We start from the raw sequence: 22,806 nt of genomic DNA on the forward strand, positions 1-22,806 counted from the left end.
CCCCGCTCGTTCCTCGCGGGCCTGCGCGCGGTCGGGGCTGTTCCCCCGGCGCGCCCTTCGGCTCACTCGCCGGGTTTCCGGGCCTGGTTGGCCTCGGGGCTCTTTGGGCTGTCCGCCGGGGGTGTCATTACGCGGCGTGGCCGCCGTCCACCGAGAACTCCGCGCCCGTCACGTACTCCGCGCCCGGACCCGCGAGGAACGCCACCATCGAGGCCACCTCCTCCGAAACGCCGAAACGGCCCAGCGCCGTCATGTCCACCTGGCCCGGCGCGTACGGTCCGTCCGCCGGGTTCATGTCCGTGTCGATCGGGCCCGGGTGGACGATGTTGGCCGTGATGCCCCGCCCGCCCAGCTCCCGCGCCAGCGCCCTGGTCAGCCCGATGAGCGCCGACTTGCTGGTCGCGTAGAGCGTGCCGCCGGGTCCCGGCACCCGCGCCGTCATACAGCTGCCGATCGTGATGATCCGCCCGCCGCTGCCCATCCGCGCCGCCGCCGCCTGCGAGGTGAGGAAGGCCGCGCGCACGTTCACCGCGAGCACCCGGTCCACATCCGCGAGGCTCAGGCTCTCCAGCGGAGCCACCACCCCCACCCCCGCGTTGTTGACGAGGACGTCGAGCCGGCCGAGCGCGTCCGCCGCCCACTCCACCGCGCCCGCCGCATCCCCGGCGTTCGCCGCGTCGGCGCGCAGGGCCAGCGCCTTGCGTCCGGCCGCCTCGATCCCCGCCGCGACCTCGCGCGCCCGCTCCTCCCCCCGTACGTACGTGAAGGCGACGTCCGCGCCCTCCCGTGCCAGCCGCAGAGCCGTGGCGGCACCCATCCCGCGGCTCCCGCCCGTCACCAGGACCGCCTTGCCGTTCATCGTGGACATCCCGAAACCTCCGTACACACGCCATGAGTGGTTGCGGGTTCAATGAAAGTTCGCCGGGCGGGCGGACGCTGGCGGCAATCGGACACCGATGAGTTCCGCCGGTCGGTCGAGTCGAACCTGGTGAGACACGATGGACCGGGTGACACCGGTCCAAGGAACGCCGAACCGAAAGCCGAACCGAAAGGCACCCGCCATGGGCACGCTCAGCCTCACCCAGTTCCTGACCCTCGACGGCGTCTACCAAGCACCCGGCGGCCCCGACGAGGACCGCAGCGGCGGCTTCGAACACGGCGGCTGGTCCGTGCCGTACGGGGACGAGGACTTCGGCCGCTTCGTGGACGAGGTCTTCCAGCGGCCCGCCGCCTTCCTCCTCGGCCGCCGCACCTACGAGATCTTCGCGGGCTTCTGGCCGAAGCAGACCGACCCCGCCGACCCCGTCGCCTCCAAGCTCAACGCCCTCCCCAAGTACGTCGCTTCGACGACCCTCACCCACGCCGACTGGGCCGGCACCACCCTCCTCGGCGACGACGTGGTCAAGGAGGTCACCGCACTGAAGGAACGCACCGACGGCGAGGTGCAGATGCACGGCAGCGGCGGCCTCGCCCAGACCCTGCTGGCGCACGACCTCATCGACACACTCCATCTGCTCGTCTTCCCCGTCGTCCTCGGCACCGGCCGCCGCCTCTTCACCGACGGGGCCCGGCCCACCGCGTTCCGCTCCACCGACGCCCGGACCACGAGCACGGGCGTCGCCATCCACACGTACGAACGGGCGGGCCGCCCCACGTACGGCTCGTACGCCTGACGGAAAGGTGTAGCCACCACACGCCCGTGCGGGTACGGTGATCGTCCCGCGTGCGAGCCGCCGAAGTCTCCACTCCTTGCGACGAGTCGGAGCAGCCCGCATGTCCTCGATCACCGCTTCCGTACCCCTGCGCGCCCCGCGTCGCGCCTGGCTCACCGACCTTCCGGTCCTCCTCGTCGCCGCCGTCTGGGGCGCCAGCTATCTCGCGGCCAAGGGCATCACCACCACCCACACCGTCGTGGCGGTCCTCGTCCTCCGCTTCGCCGTGGTCCTGCCCGCCCTCGCCGTCGCCGGACGGCGAGGGCTGCGGGCGCTCGGCCCCGCCCAGTGGCGCGGCGCCGGGCTCCTCGGTCTGGTCCTCAGCGGGATCTTCCTTTTGGAGACCTACGGCGTCGTCCACACCTCCGCCACCAACGCGGGCCTGATCATCAGCCTCACCATGATCCTCACCCCGCTCGCCGAGGCCGCCGTCACCCGCACCCGGCCGCCGCGCGCCTTCCTCGCGGCCGCCGCGCTCTCCGTCGCCGGAGTGGTGCTGCTGACCCAGGGCGGAGGGTTCACCACCCCGTCCCTCGGCGACCTGCTGATGCTGCTCGCCGCCCTCGCCCGTACCGTCCACGTCCTGGCCATGTCCCGGATCAAGGCCGTACGGAGCGCCGACTCGCTCTCCCTGACCACGGTCCAACTCGGCACCGCCGTCGCTGTCTTCGCCGTCCTGGCCACCCTCCCCGGCACCGGCGCCTCGCCCCTCTCCGTGGCCCTCGACTTCGGCCCCCGCGAATGGGCCGGACTGCTCTTCCTCTCCGTCTTCTGCACGCTCTTCGCCTTCTACGTGCAGATGTGGGCCGTCCGCCGCACCTCCCCCTCCCGGGTCAGCCTGCTCCTCGGCACCGAACCGCTCTGGGCCGCGGCCGCCGGCATCGCGCTCGCCGGCGACCGCCCCGGCGCCCTCGGCCTGGCGGGCGCCGTCCTGGTCCTCGCGGGCACGACCTGGGGCCGCCGAGCCGCCGACGAGGGCGCCCGGTAGCTTCACGCGCCGACGCAACCGCCTCCCGACCAGGCCCAGGAGTCGTCACGCCTTCCGCACCCGGTCCGCGACGATCAGCAGCACGAGACCCAGCACGGCGATCACGACGTTCGCGAACAGCTCGCGCCCCTGGAGGAACCACACGTGCTCCGTCAGGAACCGGGTGAAGCCCATCAACCTGAACCAGCCGTCCGTCAGTTCGCGGATCACTCCGCAGACACCCGCGACCAGCACGACCATGCCGGCGATCTCCAGAATCTTCTTCATGGAGAGAGCATGATCCGCCCCCCGCGCCGCTCGCGTCGGCCCACCGGCCACGGCGGCGCTACCGAAGTCTCCTCTCGCGCGACTTTGGTCGCTTCCTCCGTCCATGCCCCGTCGCGCGCCCCTCGCCTGCGTAATTTGGGGGGATGACACGTACGGACCGCCACGCCTGGCTGCTTCCCTCGGCCATGGCCGACACCACGGCCGACAGCCCACCGGGCCGCCGGCCGCGGCGCACCGTACGCGACTGGGTCGTCGACACCCTCCTCTTCCTCCTCGCGGCCTTCGTCGGCCTGCTCGCCGCCGAGTCCACCGACCAGCTCAACAGCGACGTCGTCGCCTTCGTCGACCAGATCGTCGGCGCCGCCGCCTGCTGCGCCCTCTGGCTCCGCCGCCGCCGGCCCGTCGGCCTCGCCGTCGTCCTCACCGTGATCAGCACCGTCGCCCCCGTCGCCGGCGGGGCGGCCCTCGCCGCGCTCTTCGGCGTCGCCGTCCGCCGCCCCTTCCGGGAGACCGCGATCCTCGGCGGGCTCGCCGTGGCCTCCTCCACCGCCCAGGTCTTCCTCCGCCCCGACCCGTCCCTCCACCCGGCGGCGGCGGTCGTGATCGGCATCGTCCTGACCCTGCTGGTGACCGCGTGGGGCATGCTCGTACGCTCCCGGCGCCAGCTCGTCGAAGCGCTGCGCGAGCGCGCCCGGCGCGCCGAGGCAGAGGCGGAGCTGCGCGCCGAACAGGCCCAGCGGCTCGCCCGCGAGGCCATCGCCCGCGAGATGCACGACGTGCTCGCCCACCGGCTCACCCTGCTCAGCGTGCACGCGGGAGCCCTGGAGTTCCGGCCCGACGCACCGCCCGCGCAGATCGCCCGCGCCGCCGGCGTCATCCGGGACAGCGCCCACGAGGCGCTCCAGGACCTGCGCGAGATCATCGGCGTGCTGCGCACCCCCGGCGAAGAGGGCGGCGGCGACCGGCCCCAGCCCACCCTCGACACCCTGGACGCCCTGGTCGGCGAGTGTCGCGAGGCCGGGATGAAGGTCGCCCTCGACATCGGCCTCGACACCCTCGGGGGCTCCTCCGCCGTACCCGCCGCCACCGGCCGCACCGTCTACCGCATCGTGCAGGAGGGCCTCACCAACGCCCGCAAACACGCCCCCGGCACCGAGGTCACCGTCACCGTCCGCGGCCGCCCCGGCGACGGACTCACCGTCCAGGTCCACAACCCGGCGCCCGCAGGCCCCGTCCCGCACGTCCCCGGGTCGGGGCAGGGCCTCATCGGGCTCACCGAACGCGCCACCCTCACCGGCGGACGGCTGGACCACGGCCCGGCCCCCGACGGCGGATTCGCCCTCCGCGCCTGGCTACCGTGGCCCTCATGACCATCCGGCTGCTGATCGTCGACGACGACCCCCTGGTCCGCGCGGGCCTCACCTTCATGCTCGGCGGCGCCGAGGACATCGAGATCGTCGGCGAGGGCGCCGACGGCCGGGAGGTCCCCGACCTCGTCGACCGGCTCGCCCCCGACGTCGTCCTCATGGACATCCGGATGCCCCACGTCGACGGCCTCACCGCCACCGAACGGCTCCGCGCCCGTCCCGGCGCCCCCGAGGTCGTCGTCCTCACCACCTTCCACGCCGACGAACAGGTGCTGCGCGCCCTGCGGGCAGGCGCGGCGGGCTTCGTCCTCAAGGACACCGCGCCCGCGGAGATCGTCGCCTCCGTGCGCCGGGTCGCCTCCGGCGACCCCGTGCTCTCCCCGGCCGTCACCCGCCAGCTGATGACCCATGTCGCCGGGCAGCAGGGGCAGCCCCGGCGCGCGAGCGCCGCCGACCGCCTCGCCGAACTCGCCCAGCGGGAACGGGAGGTGGCCGTCGCCGTCGGCCACGGCCGGTCCAACGCCGAGATCGCCGCGACCCTCTACATGAGCGTGCCGACCGTCAAGACCCATGTCTCGCGCATCCTGGCCAAACTCGGACTGAACAACCGTGTCCAGATCGCTCTCCTCGTCCACGACGCCGGGCTGCTGGACGACGAGGGCGGGGCATAGTCTGGACCGATGTCCGTCATCGAACTGGGGGAGTACGGCGCGGACTTCACCGCGAACCCTTATCCGTACTACGCGAAGATGCGCGAGACCGGGCCCGTCCACCGGGTCCGCACCGCCGACGGCGAGCAGCTGTGGCTGGTCGTCGGCTATGAGGAGGCACGCGCCGCCCTGGCCGACCCGAGACTCTGCAAATCCCCGTCCGTCGTCGGCCTCACCATGCTCGACGAGCGGGTCATCGGCCCCAATCTGCTGGTCCTCGACCCGCCCGACCACACCCGGCTGCGCAAGCTGGTCGCGGGGCAGTTCACCGGCCGCCGGGTGGAGAGCCTGCGGCCGCGAATCGAGCGGCTCACCGGCGAACTCGCCGACACGATGGCGCCGACCGGCCACGCCGATCTGGTCGACTCCTTCGCCTTCCCGCTGCCCATCACCGTCATCTGCGAACTCCTCGGCATCCCGGCCGCCGACCGCGACACCTTCCGGGCCTGGTCCAACGAGATCGTCGCCCCGACCGGCGCCGGTCCCGAGGCCGAGGCGATCGAGGGCTTCGCCGCCTATCTCGACACGCTCATCGAGGACAAGCGCGCCGCCGGCCCCACCGACGACCTGCTCTCCGACCTGATCACCGCCCGCGCCGAGGACGGCGACCGGCTCTCCCTGGCCGAACTGCGCGCCCTCGCCTACCTCCTGCTCATCGCCGGCCACGAGACCACCGTCAACCTCATCTCCAACGCCGTACGGGCCCTGCTCACCCGACCCGACCAACTCGCCGCGGTCCGCGCCGACTCCGGCCTGCTCGACGCCGTGGTGGAGGAGACGCTGCGCTGGGAGGGGCCGGTGGAGAACGCGACGTTCCGGTTCACCCGGGAGCCGGTGCGGTTCGGGGAGACGGTCATCCCCGCGTACGAGCCGGTCCTCGTCTCGCTCGCCGCGGGCGGCCGCGACCCCGAGCGCTTCCCCGACCCGGACCGCTTCGACATCCGCAGGGACCCGCGCGGCCACCTCGCCTTCGGGCACGGCATCCACTACTGCCTGGGCGCACCGCTGGCCCGTCTGGAGGCACGCATCGCGATCCGGACTCTTCTGGAACGCTTCCCCGGACTGGAACTCGATCCCGGGGGCGGGGCGTTGGACTGGCTGCCGGGCATGCTCATGCGCGGCGTCCGCCGCCTTCCCGTCAGATGGTGATCCGATGACCGCCGCCCCGTCGCACGACCTCAACCTCGCCCTCGCGCGGCAGGTGCTCGACGCCCAGCCGTTCAGCCGGCTCCTCGGCGCACGGATCACCGCCTTCGGCGAGGGTGGCGCGACCCTGGAGCTGGACGTCCGCGAGGAACTGCGGCAGCAGAACGGCTTCGTCCACGGCGGTGTGCTCTCGTACGCCGCCGACAACGCGCTCACCTTCGCCGCCGGCACGGCCCTCGGCGGGGCCGTCCTGACCGCCGGCTTCTCCATCCAGTACGTCCGCCCGGCCGTCGGCGTGACGCTGATCGCCCGCGCGGAGGTGGTGCACGCGGGGCGGCGCCAGGCGGTGACGCGCTGCGATCTCCTGACCCTGGACACCGAAGGCGCCGAGACGCTGTGCGCGGTCGCGCAGGGCACGGTGCTCGCCGCGAACGGCTGACGACGGACGGCTGACGGCCCGCCGTCCGGTCGGCGTCGTCAGCCGCGGTCCGAGGCGATCTCGGCCAGGGCGACCGGCCGGCGTTCGCGGCGGGAGAGTTCGCACGCCTCGGCGATCCGCAGGGCCTGGAGGGCCTCACGGCCGTCGCAGGGGTTGGGCGCCTCGCCCCTGACCAGCCGTACGAACGCGTCCAGCTCGGCCTCGTACGCGGGCGCGAACCGCTCCAGGAACCCGGGCCAGGGCTTGTCCGGAACCGGCGGGCCCAGCGGCTCGACGGAGGTGAGCGGGGTGCGGTCGTCCAGGCCGACGGCGATCTGGTCCCGCTCCCCGGCCAGCTCCATCCGTACGTCGTACCCGGCGCCGTTGCGGCGGGTCGCCGTGGCCGTCACCAGCGTGCCGTCGTCCAAGGTCAGTACCGCGGCCGCCGTGTCGACGTCGCCCGCCTCGTGGAACATCGCGGGACCGGTGTCCGAGCCGGTCGCGTACGCCTCGACGACCTCCCGGCCGGTCACCCAGCGCAGGATGTCGAAGTCGTGCACCAGGCAGTCGCGGAACAGCCCGCCGGAGAGCGGCAGATACGCGGCCGGTGGCGGCGCCGGATCGGAGGTGGCCGTCCGTACGGTGTGCAGCCGGCCGAGCCGGCCTGAGCGCACGGCCTCCCGGGCCGCCCGGTACCCGGCGTCGAAGCGGCGCATGAAGCCCAGTTGCAGCTCCGTACCGGCGCTCTCCGCGGCCCGCAGCGCGCCGAGCGTGCCGGACACGTCGAGGGCGATCGGCTTCTCGCAGAAGGCGGGGAGTCCGGCGTCGGCGGCGCGGGCGATCAGCTCGGCGTGGGCGGCGGTCGCGGAGGCGATGACGACGGCGTCGAGCGGGTGGCCGAGGAGGGCGTCGACCGTCGGGGCCGCGGTGGCGCCGAGCGCCCCGGCGACCGCCGCCGCCCGGCCGGCGTCGGCGTCCGCCACGATCAGTGAGTCGATCTCCTGGTGACGGGCGAGGACGCCCGCGTGGAAGGCCCCGATCCGGCCCGTCCCGATCAGTCCGATGCGCATGGCCCCAAGGTGGTGCCGCGGGAACCTCCTGTCAAGGATTTGTCAGGACAATCGGACGTCACCACTTCCTGTCATCTTGTCCTGCGACTACGCTCCCGTCCGTGGCCAAGCAGTCCCCACCCCCGCCGAGGTCCGTCGCCTCCCTCCCTCTCCTGTCCGTGGACCGCACCAGCCCGGTCCCGCTCTACTTCCAGCTCGCCCGGCAGCTGGAGGCGGCCGTCGAGACCGGAGCCCTGACCCCCGGCACCCTGCTCGGCAACGAGATCGACCTCGCCACCCGCCTGGGCCTGTCCCGGCCCACCGTCCGCCAGGCCATCCAGACCCTCGTCGACAAGGGGCTCCTGGTCCGCCGCCGGGGCGTCGGCACCCAGGTCGTGCACAGCCAGGTCAGACGCCCGCTGGAGCTGAGCAGCCTGTACGACGACCTGGAGGCGGCCGGCCAGCGCCCCGCCACCCTGGTCCTGGTCAACCGCGTCGAGCCCGCCACCGCCCCGGTCGCCGCCGCCCTCGGCGTACCGGAGGGCAGCGACGTCCGCTACCTGGAGCGGCTGCGTGCCGCGCACGGCGAGCCGATGGCCCGGCTGCGCAACCACCTGCCGGCCGGACTGCTCGACCTGGACACCGAGCGCCTGGAGGCGACCGGCCTCTACCGGATGATGCGCGGCGCCGGTATCACTCTGCACAGCGCCCGCCAGACCGTGGGCGCCCGCGCGGCCACCCCCGCCGAGGCGGAACTGCTCACCGAGGAGGAGGGAGCCCCGCTCCTGACGATGGAGCGCACCACCTTCGACGACACCGGCCGCGCCGTGGAGTTCGGCTCCCACGTCTACCGGGCCTCGCGGTACTCGTTCGAGTTCCAGCTGCTGGTCCGCCCCTGAGCCGCGACCCGGTGACCGGCCGGTGGACCCCCATGACCGATACTGCAATGCACGCAGATGGACATAAAGGAGGGCACGGCCTCGTGACCAAGGTTCGGAATCGGACAAGGACCGTACCGAGATCGCGGCCAGGGGTACGCGCCACCGGCGCCCTCCTCGCGGCGGTGCTGGCCGCCTCCGCGCTCGCCGGATGCAGCAGCACCGGCGGCAAGCGGGCCGAGGACGCCCGCAAGGCCGCCGCGGCGCAGGGCCGGGCGGCCGTGAACACCCCGAAGTGGACCTTCGCCATGGTGACCCACTCCGGCGACGGCGACACCTTCTGGGACATCGTCCAGAACGGCGCCCAGCAGGCCGCTGTCAAGGACAACATCAACTTCCTGTACGCCCACAGCGACGAGGCGCAGCAGCAGGCCCAGCTCATCGACTCGTACATCGCCAAGGACGTCGACGGGCTGATCGTCACCCTCGCCAAGCCCGACGCGATGAAGACGGCCGTGGAGAAGGCGGTCAAGGCCGGGATCCCGGTCATCACCGTCAACTCCGGCTCCGAGCAGTCCAAGGCCTTCGGCGCGCTCACCCACATCGGCCAGGACGAGGCCGTCGCCGGCGAGGCCGTCGGCGACGAGCTCGACAAGCGCGGCAAGAAGAAGGCCCTGTGCGTCCTGCACGAGCAGGGCAACGTCGGCCACGAGCAGCGCTGCGGCGGCGCGAAGAAGACCTTCGGCGGCGACATGCAGAACCTGTACGTCGACGGCACCAACATGCCCGACGTCCAGGCGTCCATCGAGGCCAAGCTCCAGGCCGACCCCTCCATCGACGCGGTCGTCACGCTCGGCGCGCCCTTCGCCGACGCCGCCGTCCAGGCGAAGAAGACCGCCGGGAGCGAGGCCGAGATCGGCACCTTCGACCTCAACGCCAAGGTCGCCACCGCCCTCGGTGCCGGCACGCTCGGCTTCGCCGTCGACCAGCAGCCCTACCTCCAGGGCTACGAGGCCGTCGACCTGCTCTGGCTGTACAAGTACAACGCCGACGTCCTCGGCGGCGGCAAGCCGGTCCTCACCGGTCCGCAGATCATCACCAAGGACGACGCCGCCGCGCTGAAGGCTTACACCGAGCGGGGCACCCGATGAGCACCACCGTCCCGTCCGACGTCGACCACGTCGACGAACGGCTGCTGCGCACCTCGCCGCTGAAGAAGGTGCTGGCCCGCCCCGAGCTCGGCTCGATCGTCGGCGCGGCCGCCGTCTTCCTCTTCTTCGCGATCGTCGCCGACAGCTTCCTGCGCGCCTCCAGCCTCGGCACGGTCCTCTACGCGGCCTCCACGATCGGCATCATGGCCGTGCCCGTCGCCCTGCTGATGATCGGCGGGGAGTTCGACCTGTCGGCCGGTGTGATGGTCACCAGCGCGGCGCTGATCTCGTCGATGTTCAGCTACCAGATGACCGCCAACGTCTGGGTCGGCGTCGGAGTCTCGCTGCTCGTCACCCTCGCCGTCGGCTGCTTCAACGGCTTCATGCTGACCCGCACCAGACTGCCCAGCTTCATCATCACGCTCGGCACCTTCCTCATGCTGACCGGTCTGAACCTCGGCCTCACCAAGCTGATCAGCGGCACGGTCTCCACCAAGTCGATCGCCGACATGGAGGGCTTCCCCTCCGCCCGGGCGCTCTTCGCCTCCCAGCTCACCGTCGGCGGCGTCGAACTGAAGGTCACCATCCTCTGGTGGCTCGTCCTGGTCGCCCTGGCCACCTGGATCCTGCTGCGCACCCGCTTCGGCAACTGGATCTTCGCGGTCGGCGGCGGCGCGGACGCGGCCCGCGCGGTCGGCGTCCCGGTCTTCAAGACCAAGATCGGCCTCTATACGGGCGTGGCCTTCTGCGCCTGGGTCTCCGGCCAGCACCTGCTGTTCTCCTTCGACGTCGTCCAGTCGGGCGAGGGCGTCGGCAACGAGCTCATCTACATCATCGCCGCGGTGATCGGCGGCTGTCTGATCACCGGCGGGTACGGCTCCGCCATCGGCTCCGCGGTCGGCGCGTTCATCTTCGGCATGACCAGCAAGGGCATCGTGTACGCGGAGTGGAATCCCGACTGGTTCAAGTTCTTCCTGGGAGCGATGCTCCTCCTGGCGACCCTGCTGAACGCCTGGATCCGCAAGCGTGTGGAGGCCACCAAGTGACTGCTCCGCTGGTCGAGCTGGACGACGTCAGCAAGTACTACGGCAACATCCGCGCCCTCGAAGGGGTCTCCCTGGAGGTCCACCCGGGCGAGATCACCTGTGTGCTCGGTGACAACGGCGCCGGCAAGTCCACCCTCATCAAGATCATCGCGGGTCTTCACCGGCACGACGCCGGGACCTTCCGCATCGAGGGCGAGGACGTCTCGCTCGCCAACCCGCGCGAGGCCCTCGACCTCGGGATCGCCACCGTCTACCAGGACCTCGCCGTCGTCCCCCTGATGCCGGTCTGGCGCAACTTCTTCCTCGGCTCCGAGCCCACCAGGGGCGCCGGGCCCTTCAAGCGCCTCGACGTCGAGCGGATGCGCGAGACCACCCGCACCGAGCTGCTCCGCATGGGCATCGACCTGCGCGACGTCGACCAGCCCATCGGCACTCTCTCCGGCGGCGAGCGCCAGTGCGTGGCCATCGCCCGCGCCGTGTACTTCGGCGCCAAGGTCCTGGTCCTCGACGAGCCGACCGCCGCGCTCGGCGTGAAGCAGTCCGGCGTGGTCCTGAAGTATGTGGCCGCCGCCCGTGACCAGGGCCTCGGCGTGGTCCTCATCACCCACAACCCCCACCACGCCTACCTCGTCGGCGACCGTTTCGTCCTGCTCAAGCGCGGTGTCATGTCGGGCAGCCACACCAAGGCGTCGGTCACCCTGGACGAGTTGACCCGGCAGATGGCGGGCGGCAGCGAGCTGGAGGATCTCCGCCACGAGCTGGAGCGCCCCTCCGCGCCCTGACCGCTCCCTCCACCCCCACCTGGCAGAATCGAGCCGATGAGTACCTACCGCGACCTCACCCAGCGCGGCGCCGCCCGGGGCACCGTGCTGCGGACCGTCGGCACCCGCGAGCGGCGCTCCCTGCTCACCGCGCCCAGGGTGCCCACCGTGGGCATCGACATCGGCGGTACGAAGGTCATGGCCGGGGTCGTCGACGCGGACGGCGTCATCCTGGAGAAGCTCCGTACCGAGACCCCCGACAAGTCCAAGAGCCCCAAGGTCGTCGAGGACACCATCGTCGAGCTGGTCCTGGACCTCTCCGACCGGCACGATGTCCACGCCGTCGGCATCGGCGCGGCGGGCTGGGTCGACGCGGAGCGGGCCACGGTGCTCTTCGCCCCCCACCTCGCGTGGCGCAACGAGCCCCTGCGCGACGCCCTCCAGTCCCGGCTCGCCGTCCCCGTCATGGTCGACAACGACGCCAACACCGCCGCCTGGGCCGAGTGGCGCTTCGGCGCCGGCCGCGGTGAGGACCACCTCGTCATGATCACGCTCGGCACCGGCATCGGCGGCGCGATCCTGGAGGACGGCCAGGTCAAGCGCGGCAAGTACGGCGTCGCCGGCGAGTTCGGCCATATGCAGGTCGTCCCCGGCGGCCACCGCTGCCCCTGCGGCAACCGCGGCTGCTGGGAGCAGTACAGCTCCGGCAACGCCCTGGTCCGCGAGGCCCGGGAACTGGCCGCCGCCGACTCACCGGTCGCGTACAACATCATCGACCGCGTCAAGGGCAACGTCCCCGAGATCACCGGGCCGCTCATCACCGAGCTGGCCCGCGAGGGCGACCCGATGTGCGTGGAGCTCTTCCAGGACATCGGGCAGTGGCTCGGCGTCGGCATCGCCAACCTGGCCGCGGCCCTCGACCCGTCCTGCTTCGTCATCGGCGGTGGGGTCAGCGCCGCCGACGATCTCCTCATCGGACCCGCCAGGGACGCCTTCCGCCGCCAGCTCACCGGCCGCGGCTACCGCCCCGAGGCCCGCATCACCAAGGCCCAGCTGGGCCCCGAGGCCGGCATGGTCGGCGCCGCCGACCTCGCCCGGCTCGTCGCCCGCCGCTTCCGCCGCGCCAACCGCCGCCGTGTCGAGCGGCACGAACGCTACGAGCGCTACGCCCAGGCCCTGCTCAACGGCACCGCCGGGCGCACCTCCCGCACCACCCAGGATCCGCACTCATGACCGTCCCGTCCCCGTCCCTCTCCCCCGAGCAGGACGTCAAGCCGCCGGAGGACCGGCGCCACATGATCCGCCGCCGCTGGCTGACGGCGGTCATCATCGTCCTCCTCGTCGGTGTCCCGGCCGGATATCTGGCGATCTCCGCCGGTCAGAGCCGCGACAGCGGCCGCGACAAGGAGCGCGAGTCCTCGGTGGTCGGACTGCAGGACAACTGGCCCTCCCAGATGAAGCGTCGGGTCTTCGAGGTCCCCATCCCCTCCGGCAGCACCGGCGTCGCCTACTACGAGACCAGCAACTGGCGCACCAGCCGGCTGTACGTGCAGTTCACGACCAGCGCCGGCAAGCTCGACTCCTTCCTCGACAAGGTCGGCTCCAGCCGCTCCCAGCTGACGCCCGCCCAGGTCACGGTCACCGAACGCGACGCCTCCATCGTCGGCTGGGACTTCGCCCCGGACCGGGACTGGTCGGGTACCACCATCACCCGGGAGAAGCCGCGGCCCGCCCAGGACATCACCGTCGACCTCACCGACCCGGCGGCCCCGACCGTCTACGTGGTCTCCGCCGCGACCCCGTGACCGCGACCCGCTGTCCGGCCCTGCCCTCGACCTCCTGACCGAGCGGCGGGCTCAGCTTTCGGTCGGGGTGAGCACCACGAAGTCCGCGTTCGACGGGTCGAGGCAGACGGCCAGGCGGCCGACGCCTTCGGCGTCCTCCGGCCCCATCTGCACGCTGCCGCCGTTCTCGGTGACCTTGGCGACCGCGTCGTCGCAGTCCGTGACGGCGAAGACGGGGTGCCAGTACGGCCTTCCGCCGGTCAGCGTGAGGGCGTCCTTGGGGAGTTCCATGATGCCGCCGTGCATGCGCTCCTCGGGCAGTCCGGCGGGGGTGACGAGGGAGTACGTGCCCCCGCCGCCGGGCAGCTCCATGTCACTGAACCGCCAGCCGAAGACGGTGCCGTAGAACTCCTTCGCCGCCGCGGCGTCGCTCGTGTACAGCTCGGTCCAGGACAGCGAGCCCGGCTGGTCCGCGATCTCGAAGCCGGTGTTCTTCCCGGGCTGCCAGACGGCGAACTGGCCCCCCAGCGGGTCGCTGTACTGTGCCATCCGGCCCCAGTCGTCGAGGTCCCTGGGCGCCAACCGTACCGTGCCGTTCGCGTTCTTGACGGCCCGGGTCGTGGCGTCCGCGTCGGTGACGGTGTGGTAGATCATCCAGGCCGAGCGCGCGCCCGGCTCGGTGAGCTTGCCGAGCCCGGCGACGGTCTTGCCGTCCTTGCGGAACATGCCGCCTTCCATGTCCTCCCCGTCGCCCATGGATTCGTACTCCCAGCCGAGCACGGCGGTGTAGAAGGCCGCGGCGGCGCCGACATCGGGAGCGCCGAGGTCGAGCCAGCAGGGGGCACCGGGGGTCAGGTCCGTGGTGATCATGCCGAATGATTCCCTTCCGTCGATCCGATGTGAACCCAGCGTGACAGCAGGCACTGACAATCGCCCCCCGGCCGCTCTGCGCGGGGCGACGGCCCCGGCGCGGAACCGCGCGGTCCGCCGGGGACCACGTCTCCGAGCGGCTTCACCGGTTCCGCCGAGACTCTTGTTCCCTCGTAATGCAATGTGAAATATTACTGACGTGCCCACGGGAAACCTCTCGGACGTCATCATCGTCGGCGCCGGCGTGGTCGGCGCGGCCTGTGCCTACTACGCCTCTCGAGCCGGCCTCACCGTCACCGTCATCGACCGCGGCCCCGTCGCGGGCGGCACCACCGGCTCGGGAGAAGGGAATCTCCTCGTCTCCGACAAGGAGGGCCCCGAACTCGAACTCGCCCTCCTCTCCACCCGGTTGTGGCGGCAGCTGGCCGACCGGCTGCCGCCGCGGATCGAGTACGAGCCCAAGGGCGGCCTCGTCGTCGCCTCCGACGAGACCGGCATGCGCGCGCTGCGCGACTTCGCGGCCGGACAGGAGAAGGCCGGAGTCAGCGCCCGGGAGGTCCCGCCCGAGCTGCTGCGCGACCTGGAGCCCCACCTCGCGCCCGGCCTCGCCGGCGGCTTCCACTATCCGCAGGACGCCCAGGTCATGCCCGCCCTCGCCGCCGCGCATCTGCTGCGTGCCGGCGGCGACCGGGTGCGCCGGAGACTCGGGGAGGAGGTCACCGGTCTGCTCACCGGAGCCTCCGGGGAAGTGCGCGGGGTGCGCACGACGGACGGTGAGCTCCACGCCCCGTACGTGGTGAACGCCGCCGGCACGTGGGGTGGTGAACTCGCGCGGCTCGCCGGAGTGGAGCTTCCCGTACTGCCCCGCCGGGGCTTCGTCCTCGTCACCGAACCGCTGCCGCGCCTGGTGCGCCACAAGGTGTACGCGGCCGACTATGTGGCGGACGTGGCCAGTGGGTCGGCGGCGCTGCAGACCTCGGCGGTGGTCGAGGGCACCCCGTCGGGCCCGGTCCTGATCGGGGCCAGCCGGGAGCGGGTCGGCTTCGACCGGACGATGTCGGCGGAGGTGCTGCGCCGCCTGGCGGCCGGGGCCACCGCGCTCTTCCCGGTCCTCGCCGCCGTACGGGCGATACGGACGTACGCGGGCTTCCGCCCGTATCTGCCGGACCACCTGCCCGCGATCGGCCCCGACCCGCGGGTTCCCGGACTGCTGCACGCCTGCGGTCACGAGGGGGCGGGCATCGGGCTGGCGCCGGCGACGGGGCTGATCGTCGCGGGCTGCCTGACCGGTGCCGAACCCCCCCTGGACATCGGCCCCTTCAGGCCCGAACGGTTCGCGTCCGCCCCCTTCTGAATCCGTCGGCAGGGCCCCCGGAGAGGCCGCGCGCCGAGCCCGAGTGCTCCTGCTCCGAACCCGACCGGCACATCCTGTCCGCGCCGTCACGAGAGGAAGCCCTGTGGCCCGCACCCCCGCCGAGCTCGTCGGGGCCCGACCCGACCCGCCGTTCGAGATCACCTTCGACGGCCGCCGTCTCACCGCCCTGCCCGGGCAGACCGTCGCCGCCGCCCTGTGGGCGGCGGGGATCCTCGCCTGGCGCACCACCCGCTCCGGCGGCCGGCCGCGCGGCGCGTTCTGCGGCATCGGACAGTGCTACGACTGCCTCGCCACCATCAACGACCGGCCCAACCGCCGGGCCTGCCTGGTTCCCGCCCGCCCGGGCGACACGATCACGACCCAGGAAGGACACGGCCATGACCGCCGCGGTGCCGGGACCGTCTGAACCGTACGACCTCGCGGTCATCGGCGCCGGCTCCGCCGGAATGGCCGGTGCCGTCGCCGCGTCCGGACTCGGTCTGTCCGTCGCGCTGCTGGACGCCTCTCCGGGGACCGGCGGGCAGTTCCACCGGCATCCCGCCCCCGCTCTGGGGGCGGTACGGCCCGAGGCCCTGCACCACGACTGGTCCACCTACACCGACCTGCGCCGGCGCCTGGCGGCGAGCCGGGCCGACCACCTGGCCGGGCACCACGTGTGGAGCGTGATGAAGGAGGCCGACGGCGCCTGGGCGGTGCACGCCGTCACCGGGGCCGACGGCACCGACGAGCGCCCAGTCCGGGTACGTGCCCGCGCGGTGCTGCTCGCGACCGGCGCCTACGAGCGCCAACTCCCCTTCCCCGGCTGGACCCTGCCCGGTGTCGTGGGCGCCGGGGGAGCGCAGGCCATGCTCAAGTCCGGCCTGGTCCTCCCCGGCAGGCGGATCGTCGTGGCGGGCAGCGGACCGCTGCTGCTCGCGGTCGCCGGGACCCTGGCCGCGGCCGGCGCACGCGTACCGGCCGTGGTGGAGGCCTCCGGCTACCTGCGCTACGCCCGCGACCCCAAGGCCCTCCTGGCCAACCCGGGCAAGGCGGCCGAGGCCCTGACGCACGGCGCCGCACTGCTGCGGCACCGGGTCCGGCTCCGGCCGCGCAGCGCGGTGACCGAGGCGCACGGCACCGACCGGGTGGAGGCCGTCACCGTCACCCGGCTCGACCGCGACTGGCGGCCCGTACCGGGCACCGGCCGGCTGATCACCTGCGACGCGCTGGCCGTCGGGCACGGACTGGTTCCCCAGATCGAACTGGCCACGGCGCTCGGCTGCGCCACCCGCCCCCGGGCCGACGGCACGACGGCCCTCGCCCTGGACGACCTCCAGGAGACCTCGGTGCCCGGCCTGTGGGCGGCAGGCGAGACCGGGGGAGTGGGCGGAGCCGAGCTCGCCCGTACGGAGGGCGAGTTGGCCGCGATCGCGGTCGCCGCGCGGCTGCTGGGCCGAGGCGCCCGCGGCATCCGGGTCCGTGCGCTCCAGCGCCGCCGGGACCGCATGCGCGCCTTCGCCGACGTGATGGCCGCCGCCCACGCCCCCGGCCCGGGATGGCCGCGTTGGCTGACCGACGACACGGACGTGTGCCGCTGCGAAGAGGTCACCGCCGGAAGCGTCCGCGAGGCGGTCACCGACCTCGGGGCCCGCGACGCACGCACCGTCAAGCTGCTCACCCGGGCCGGCATGGGCTGGTGCCAGGGGCGGATGTGCGGGACGGCCGTGGCCTGCCTCGCCGCCCGCGACGGTGCGGCCCGACTCCCCGGCGAGCGGCGCCCCTTCGCGGCGCCGGTGCCGCTGTCGGCGCTCGCCGCCCTCGACGAACCGGCCGAGAACGAGCACTGAAGGGCCTCCGCCACCGCGGTGGTGCGATCCGCCCACCACGACGGGCATCGCAGGACCGCCCCACGCACTGTCACCGACGAAGGAAAGGCACGCCGACATGTCCTCCACCACCTGGAACACCGCCCGCCCCTGGCGCGGCATCATGGTCGCCACCACCCTGCCCCTGCGCGACGACCTGTCCGTCGACCACGACGCGTACGCCGAACACGTCCGCCGGCTGATCGACAGCGGCTGCGACGGCGTCGTACCCAACGGATCGCTCGGCGAGTACCAGACCCTCACCGACCAGGAGCGGTCCCAGGTCGTCCGTACCGCCATCGAGGCGGCGGGCGACGGCGCGCGCGTGATGCCGGGCGTCTCCGCCTACGGCAGTGCCGAGGCCCGCCGCTGGGCGGAGCAGGCGGCCGAGGCGGGCTGCGGATCGGTGCTGCTCCTGCCGCCGAACGCCTACCGCGCCGACGAGCGGGCCGTGCGCGCCCACTACGCCGAGGTGGCCGGGGCCGGCCTGCCGGTCGTCGCCTACAACAACCCCATCGACACCAAGGTCGATCTCACCCCTGGCCTGCTGGCCCGACTGCACCGGGACGGCCACATCGTCGCCGTGAAGGAGTTCACCGGCGATGTCCGCAGGGCGTACGAGATCGCCGAACTCGCCCCGGGCCTCGACCTCCTGATCGGCGCGGACGACGTGCTGCTCGAACTGGCCGTGGCGGGCGCCGTCGGCTGGATCGCCGGATACCCCAACGCCTTCCCCGCCAGCTGCGCCGAGCTCTACCGCGCCGCCGTCGCGGGCGACCTCGCCACCGCACTGCCGCTCTACAGGTCCCTCCACCCGCTGCTGCGCTGGGACTCCAGGACCGAGTTCGTCCAGGCGATCAAGCTCTCCATGGACCTGGTCGGCCGCCGCGGCGGCCCCACCCGGCCCCCGCGCCACCCGCTGACCGGCGCGATCGAGGCCGGAGTGCGGACCGCCACGGAGAAGGCCGTCGCCGACGGCCACCGCTGACACCAACCCGTCCCCGACGGCCACCGCCGGCCACCAGGCGCCGTCACCGCCGGCCACCGGCGGCCACCAGCCCCTTCACGACCGACAATCCGTCCACCACACAGGAGGCCCCGTGCGGACGCGTCACGTCTTCCACGCCGTCGACTCACACACCGAGGGCATGCCGACGCGCGTGATCACCGGTGGCGTCGGGGTGATTCCCGGCGCCACCATGGCCGAGCGCAGGCTCCACTTCATCGAGCACCTGGACCACCTCCGGACGCTCCTGATGTACGAGCCGCGGGGGCACGCCGCGATGAGCGGCGCCATCCTCCAGCCGCCCACCCGGCCCGACGCGGACTACGGCGTGCTCTACATCGAGGTGTCCGGGCTGCTCCCCATGTGCGGCCACGGCACCATCGGTGTCGCCACCGTCCTCGTCGAGACGGGCATGGTGCCGGTGAGCGAGCCCGTCACCACCGTGCGGCTCGACACCCCGGCCGGTCTGGTCACCGTCGACGTCCAGGTGAAGGGCGGCGCGGCGACCTCGGTCACGCTCACCAACGTGCCCGCTTTCTGCGTGGGCCTCGACCGCAAGGTGGACGTTCCCGGATTCGGGACGGTCACCTACGACCTCGCCTTCGGCGGCAACTTCTACGCGTTCGTCCCGCTCGAGGAGCTCGGGCTGCCGTTCGACCGAGCCCGCAAGGACGACCTGCTCGCGGCGGGACTCGCCCTCATGGAGGCGGTCAACGCGTCGCCGGACCGGCCCGTCCACCCCGAGCTGCCGGAGATCGCCGGAGTCAAGCACGTCTACCTCGCGGCCCCCGGTTCCGACGCCCGCCACTCCCGGCACGCGATGGCCATCCACCCGGGCTGGTTCGACCGCTCGCCGTGCGGCACCGGCACCTCCGCGCGAATGGCCCAGTTGCACAGCCGGGGTGAGCTGCCGCTCGGCCGCGACTTCGTCAACGAGTCCTTCATCGGGACCCGCTTCACCGGCCGGCTCCTCGCCGAGACGGAGGTCGGCGGCGTGCCCGCCGTCGTCCCGGCCATCACCGGCCGCGCCTGGATCACCGGCACCGCCCAGTACTTCCTCGACCCGGACGACCCGTTCCCCGGAGGCTTCCTCCTGTGACCACCGCCGCGTCCGTGTTCGGCCCGCGCGAACAGGCCCGGGCCGCCCCGGAGTTCCCCACCTCCAGCCGTACGTACGCCCTGTCGCCCGCGGAAGCAACGTGACATTGTACGGTGGTCCGTACCGGACCGAAGGGACCAGCACTGTCATGGGGCACCTGACCCACCGCGACCTGAACGCCTCCCGGGAGCGGCTGCGCGACCAGGTCGCCCATGCCCTGCGAGCAGCCCTGATCTCGGGTGAACTCCGGCCGGGGGCGGTGTACTCGGCGCCGACGCTCGCCGAGGACTTCGGCATCTCCGCCACCCCGGTACGGGAGGCGATGCTCGACCTGGCCCGCGAGGGGCTGGTCGAACCCGTCCGCAACAAGGGGTTCCGCGTCACCGAGGTCGACGAGCGCGACCTCGACCAGTACGCCGAGATCCGCGCGCTCATCGAGATCCCCACGGTCGGCCGGGTCACCCGCACCGCCGACCGCGCGGATCTCGAGGCGCTGCGACCGGTCGCGGAGGAGATCGTGCGCGCAGCCCGTGAGCACGATCTCATCGGCTACCTGGAGGCCGACCGCCGCTTCCACCTCTCGCTGCTCGGCCTCGCCGGCAACGAACGCCTCGTCGAGACCGTCGGTGACCTGCGCAAGCGGTCCCGGCTGTACGGCCTCAACGCCCTGGCCGAGAGCGGCGCGCTGATCCCCTCGGCCGAGGAGCATCTGGAGCTCCTCGACCTGATGATCGCCGGTGACGCGAAGGGCGCGGAGAAGTGCATGGCCAGGCATCTGGGCCACGTCCGCTCGCTGTGGGCAACGAGCGACGCCGCACGCTCGGCTCGCTGACACGCGAAACCGTCCGACGGCCGCGCCGGGCCGCCGGTCATGGCGCGGGGTGCATGGCCATGGCGGCGGGTCGTGGTGCGGGCCCCTCGTTCTCACCCGCGGGCGGGGTCGGCGGGGCATTCAGGATCGCTGTGAGGAACAGCGCCACCAGAGCGATGACCGTCAGCACGATCGCCGCCACCGCGCGGGGGCTGCGGCGGGTGGCTCGGGCCGCCCCGGGCTGCTCCTGCTGTCGGGGCAACTGCTGGTTCAGAGTGCTCATCAGGGAGGCGAGAGCGGGGTCGTCCTGGCTGAGACGCCGCTCGATCTCGGCAAGGATGCGCTGGTCATCCGTGGAATGACTCATGGCGACCGCCTCGTGACCGCTGGGGACGGATGGACGGCCACGGAGATGCCGCGGCCCTCCCCAGGAGTGTGCCCGTCCCACCGCGTTCCCACGCGCTCCATCGTCACCGCGCCCGCCGGACCGAGCTCGTCACGGGCGCCCGCCGGACCGAGGTCGTCACGGGCCGCCGCCGAGCCCCGGCGCGCCCCGGACAGGGAACCAGCGGCGTGCCGTCTCTGCCCGTGCGCACCCGGCGCGTGCTCACCGGAGCGCGCACATGGGCGTAGCTTCGAACGCTCCTGACCAGCGGAAGTACGTGCACCGTGAACGGACAGGGTGTTCGGATAACGGTCGCGTCACGCTTGCTGGGCTTTTGCGAGATCACGATAGGTGATGTGATGTGCGTCACTCTCTCGGCGGCGATGCCGTGGTAGGAATGCGCAACTTCGCAGGTGGCACCACCCCTCGCCGCTTCTGCGCAGTGCCGGCACGCACCGGCAGTACGACCAAGGTGATCACGCTCCGAGTCCGCGGACGTCGACGCCTCGGGTCGCCGATCGGACAACGGCGTTCGCTCAAAGCCCGCACCCTCACCGGCGCAGCCTCCCGCGCGCCGGTCCTGCGCCAACGAGGTACTCCACCGTGTCGCTCGATTCCCTCACCCAGTCCGTGGACGATGCCGTCAGCGGCTTCTTCGAGCCCATAGCCCACTGGCTGGTCGAAGTCGTCTTCTACTCCGTCCCCGTCGGGGGTACGAACCTTCCGCTGATCGTGGCCTGGCTCGTCGTGGCCGGCCTCGTCTTCACCGGCTGGTTCGGCTTCGTACAGGTGCGCAAGTTCCGGCTCGCCGTCGACGTCGTGCGCGGCAAGTACGACGAGAAGGGGTCGGCCGGCGAGGTCAACCACTTCCAGGCGCTCACAGCCGCCGTCTCCGGCACGGTCGGACTCGGCAACATCGCCGGTGTGGCCGTCGCCGTCTCGATCGGCGGTCCCGGCGCCACCTTCTGGATGATCCTGTGCGGCCTGCTCGGCATGGCCACCAAGTTCGTCGAGGTCACCCTCGGTGTGAAGTACCGCGAGGTGCACGCCGACGGAACCGTCTCCGGCGGCCCCATGCACTACCTGCCCAAGGGCCTCGCCGCCCGCTTCGGCAAGAACGGCAAGACCCTCGGCAAGATCCTCGCGGTCCTCGCCTCCTTCATGATCCTGTTCTTCGGCCTCTTCGGCGGCAACCTCTTCCAGGTCAACCAGTCCTACGCCCAGCTGGTCTCCGTGACCGGCGGCGAGGACGGCCTGATGGGCTCCTCGGCCGGCGCCCTGTTCTTCGGCATCCTGATCGCCGCTCTCGTCGGCATCGTGCTCATCGGCGGCATCCGCTCGATCGCCAATGTCACCAGCAGGCTGGTGCCCGCCATGGCCGGCCTCTACATCGCCGCCTGCCTCGTCGTCATCGCCGTCCACATCACCGCAGTCCCCGCCGCGGTCGTCACGATCATCGAGGGCGCGTTCAACCCCCAGGGCGTCGCGGGCGGTGTGCTCGGTGCGCTGATCATCGGTTTCAAGCGGGCCGCGTTCTCCAACGAGGCCGGTCTCGGCTCCGCCCCGATCGCGCACGCCGCGGTCAAGACCAAGCACCCCGCGAGCGAGGGCCTGGTCGCCCTGCTGGAGCCGTTCATCGACACGGTCGTCATCTGCACCATGACGGCGCTGACCATCGTCATCGCCAACCCGGCCAGCTGGGCCGAGGCCCGTGCGGGCGAGTCCATCGGCGGCGTCACCATCACCTCCGACGCCTTCGCCACGGTCCTGCCCTGGTTCCCGTACATCCTCACGATCGCGGTGATGCTGTTCGCCATCTCCACCGTGCTGACCTGGGGCTACTACGGACTCAAGGCGTGGACGTACCTCTTCGGCCGCAGCCGCGCCAGTGAGATCACGTACAAGGTGCTCTACACCGTCTTCGCGGTCGCCGGCTCGCTGCTGACCCTCCAGACGCTGATCGACATGGCCGACGCGGTGCTGTTCATGCTCGCGGTCATCAACATCATCGGCCTCTACCTCCTCGCGCCGGTCGTCAAGGGTGAGCTCGACTCGTTCCTCGCCTTCGTCAAGAAGCGTGACGCGGGTCTGGACACGGACGGCGACGACGACCAGGAGCCGGTGAAGACCACCGTCTGA

The 22,806-nt window shown here is 72.3% G+C and carries 24 protein-coding genes; 19 read left to right on the forward strand and 5 right to left on the reverse strand.

Annotation, left to right across the window (positions count from 1 at the left end):
- Window positions 1-127: 127 nt before the first annotated feature.
- The gene (locus ACWDX6_RS14615; RefSeq protein ID WP_451485291.1) at window positions 128-868 is read right to left on the reverse strand and encodes an SDR family NAD(P)-dependent oxidoreductase; all 741 of its coding nucleotides are present in this window, start codon (window positions 866-868) and stop codon (window positions 128-130) included.
- Window positions 869-1,061: 193 nt separating this feature from the next.
- On the opposite strand from ACWDX6_RS14615, the gene ACWDX6_RS14620 reads away from it, so the two are divergent.
- Together ACWDX6_RS14620 and ACWDX6_RS14625 are read left to right on the forward strand one after the other, a co-directional pair.
- Window positions 1,062-1,673 carry a dihydrofolate reductase family protein gene (locus ACWDX6_RS14620; protein WP_451485292.1) on the forward strand — a complete coding sequence of 204 codons (612 nt, stop codon included), beginning with the start codon at window positions 1,062-1,064 and terminating at the stop codon, window positions 1,671-1,673.
- A 100-nt stretch (window positions 1,674-1,773) separates the two neighbouring features.
- A complete protein-coding gene (locus ACWDX6_RS14625; RefSeq protein ID WP_451485293.1) occupies window positions 1,774-2,700 on the forward strand; it encodes a DMT family transporter in 927 nt (308 codons plus the stop codon).
- Window positions 2,701-2,745: 45 nt separating this feature from the next.
- Here ACWDX6_RS14625 and ACWDX6_RS14630 read toward each other — a convergent pair whose 3' ends face one another.
- Window positions 2,746-2,967, reverse strand: a complete 222-nt coding sequence (locus tag ACWDX6_RS14630; protein ID WP_451485294.1) for a hypothetical protein — start codon at window positions 2,965-2,967, stop codon at window positions 2,746-2,748.
- Between the two features lie 143 nt (window positions 2,968-3,110).
- On the opposite strand from ACWDX6_RS14630, the gene ACWDX6_RS14635 reads away from it, so the two are divergent.
- Genes ACWDX6_RS14635 through ACWDX6_RS14650 form a run of 4 tightly spaced genes read left to right on the forward strand, consistent with a single transcriptional unit; the run spans window position 3,111 to window position 6,629 of the window.
- Window positions 3,111-4,337 carry a sensor histidine kinase gene (locus ACWDX6_RS14635; protein ID WP_451485295.1) on the forward strand — a complete coding sequence of 409 codons (1,227 nt, stop codon included), beginning with the start codon at window positions 3,111-3,113 and terminating at the stop codon, window positions 4,335-4,337.
- The gene (locus ACWDX6_RS14640) at window positions 4,334-5,005 is read left to right on the forward strand and encodes a response regulator (RefSeq protein ID WP_451485296.1); all 672 of its coding nucleotides are present in this window, start codon (window positions 4,334-4,336) and stop codon (window positions 5,003-5,005) included. The genes ACWDX6_RS14635 and ACWDX6_RS14640 overlap by 4 nt, the downstream gene beginning before the upstream one ends.
- Before the next feature lie 9 nt (window positions 5,006-5,014).
- Complete coding sequence (locus ACWDX6_RS14645) at window positions 5,015-6,193, forward strand: cytochrome P450 family protein (protein WP_451485297.1); 1,179 nt, start codon at window positions 5,015-5,017, stop codon at window positions 6,191-6,193.
- Window positions 6,194-6,197: 4 nt separating this feature from the next.
- Window positions 6,198-6,629 (forward strand): PaaI family thioesterase, encoded by a 432-nt coding sequence (locus tag ACWDX6_RS14650; RefSeq protein WP_451485298.1) that lies wholly within the window; start codon window positions 6,198-6,200, stop codon window positions 6,627-6,629.
- Window positions 6,630-6,667: 38 nt separating this feature from the next.
- Here the strand turns inward: ACWDX6_RS14650 and ACWDX6_RS14655 are convergent, their stop codons facing one another.
- A complete protein-coding gene (locus tag ACWDX6_RS14655; protein WP_451485299.1) occupies window positions 6,668-7,678 on the reverse strand; it encodes a Gfo/Idh/MocA family protein in 1,011 nt (336 codons plus the stop codon).
- Between the two features lie 158 nt (window positions 7,679-7,836).
- Between ACWDX6_RS14655 and ACWDX6_RS14660 the strand changes: the two genes are divergently transcribed.
- From ACWDX6_RS14660 to ACWDX6_RS14685, 6 genes are all read left to right on the forward strand, one after another.
- Window positions 7,837-8,556 (forward strand): GntR family transcriptional regulator, encoded by a 720-nt coding sequence (locus ACWDX6_RS14660; protein ID WP_451485391.1) that lies wholly within the window; start codon window positions 7,837-7,839, stop codon window positions 8,554-8,556.
- A gap of 164 nt (window positions 8,557-8,720) precedes the next feature.
- Window positions 8,721-9,686 (forward strand): sugar ABC transporter substrate-binding protein, encoded by a 966-nt coding sequence (locus tag ACWDX6_RS14665; protein WP_451485392.1) that lies wholly within the window; start codon window positions 8,721-8,723, stop codon window positions 9,684-9,686.
- Window positions 9,683-10,732 (forward strand): ABC transporter permease, encoded by a 1,050-nt coding sequence (locus ACWDX6_RS14670; protein WP_451485300.1) that lies wholly within the window; start codon window positions 9,683-9,685, stop codon window positions 10,730-10,732. Before ACWDX6_RS14665 ends, ACWDX6_RS14670 begins: the two co-directional genes overlap by 4 nt.
- A complete protein-coding gene (locus tag ACWDX6_RS14675) occupies window positions 10,729-11,514 on the forward strand; it encodes an ATP-binding cassette domain-containing protein (RefSeq protein ID WP_451485301.1) in 786 nt (261 codons plus the stop codon). Before ACWDX6_RS14670 ends, ACWDX6_RS14675 begins: the two co-directional genes overlap by 4 nt.
- A 36-nt stretch (window positions 11,515-11,550) precedes the next feature.
- On the forward strand, window positions 11,551-12,726 hold the full coding sequence (locus tag ACWDX6_RS14680) for an ROK family glucokinase (protein ID WP_451485302.1): 1,176 nt from the start codon (window positions 11,551-11,553) through the stop codon (window positions 12,724-12,726).
- Complete coding sequence (locus tag ACWDX6_RS14685; RefSeq protein WP_451485303.1) at window positions 12,723-13,298, forward strand: hypothetical protein; 576 nt, start codon at window positions 12,723-12,725, stop codon at window positions 13,296-13,298. Before ACWDX6_RS14680 ends, ACWDX6_RS14685 begins: the two co-directional genes overlap by 4 nt.
- 51 nt (window positions 13,299-13,349) lie before the next feature.
- Here the strand turns inward: ACWDX6_RS14685 and ACWDX6_RS14690 are convergent, their stop codons facing one another.
- The gene (locus ACWDX6_RS14690) at window positions 13,350-14,147 is read right to left on the reverse strand and encodes a VOC family protein (protein WP_451485304.1); all 798 of its coding nucleotides are present in this window, start codon (window positions 14,145-14,147) and stop codon (window positions 13,350-13,352) included.
- Between the two features lie 199 nt (window positions 14,148-14,346).
- On the opposite strand from ACWDX6_RS14690, the gene ACWDX6_RS14695 reads away from it, so the two are divergent.
- The 6 genes from ACWDX6_RS14695 to ACWDX6_RS14720 all read left to right on the forward strand — a co-directional run bounded on the left by ACWDX6_RS14695 (window position 14,347) and on the right by ACWDX6_RS14720 (window position 20,303).
- Window positions 14,347-15,501 (forward strand): NAD(P)/FAD-dependent oxidoreductase, encoded by a 1,155-nt coding sequence (locus ACWDX6_RS14695; protein WP_451485305.1) that lies wholly within the window; start codon window positions 14,347-14,349, stop codon window positions 15,499-15,501.
- A 103-nt stretch (window positions 15,502-15,604) separates the two neighbouring features.
- Complete coding sequence (locus tag ACWDX6_RS14700) at window positions 15,605-15,928, forward strand: (2Fe-2S)-binding protein (RefSeq protein WP_451485306.1); 324 nt, start codon at window positions 15,605-15,607, stop codon at window positions 15,926-15,928.
- Complete coding sequence (locus ACWDX6_RS14705; protein WP_451485307.1) at window positions 15,900-17,348, forward strand: FAD/NAD(P)-dependent oxidoreductase; 1,449 nt, start codon at window positions 15,900-15,902, stop codon at window positions 17,346-17,348. Before ACWDX6_RS14700 ends, ACWDX6_RS14705 begins: the two co-directional genes overlap by 29 nt.
- Window positions 17,349-17,445: 97 nt before the next feature.
- Entirely contained in the window at window positions 17,446-18,354 is a 909-nt protein-coding gene (locus tag ACWDX6_RS14710) for a dihydrodipicolinate synthase family protein (protein ID WP_451485308.1), read from the forward strand.
- 112 nt (window positions 18,355-18,466) lie between these two features.
- Window positions 18,467-19,471, forward strand: a complete 1,005-nt coding sequence (locus tag ACWDX6_RS14715; protein WP_451485309.1) for a proline racemase family protein — start codon at window positions 18,467-18,469, stop codon at window positions 19,469-19,471.
- A 148-nt stretch (window positions 19,472-19,619) separates the two neighbouring features.
- Entirely contained in the window at window positions 19,620-20,303 is a 684-nt protein-coding gene (locus ACWDX6_RS14720) for a GntR family transcriptional regulator (RefSeq protein WP_451485310.1), read from the forward strand.
- Between the two features lie 37 nt (window positions 20,304-20,340).
- On the opposite strand, the gene ACWDX6_RS14725 is transcribed toward ACWDX6_RS14720, so the two are convergent.
- Entirely contained in the window at window positions 20,341-20,649 is a 309-nt protein-coding gene (locus tag ACWDX6_RS14725) for a DUF3040 domain-containing protein (protein WP_451485311.1), read from the reverse strand.
- Between the two features lie 621 nt (window positions 20,650-21,270).
- Between ACWDX6_RS14725 and ACWDX6_RS14730 the strand changes: the two genes are divergently transcribed.
- Window positions 21,271-22,806: an alanine/glycine:cation symporter family protein gene (locus tag ACWDX6_RS14730; protein ID WP_451485312.1), complete on the forward strand. Its 1,536-nt coding sequence runs from the start codon at window positions 21,271-21,273 to the stop codon at window positions 22,804-22,806.

It is taken from the genome of Streptomyces sp. NPDC003027 (assembly GCF_053591435.1).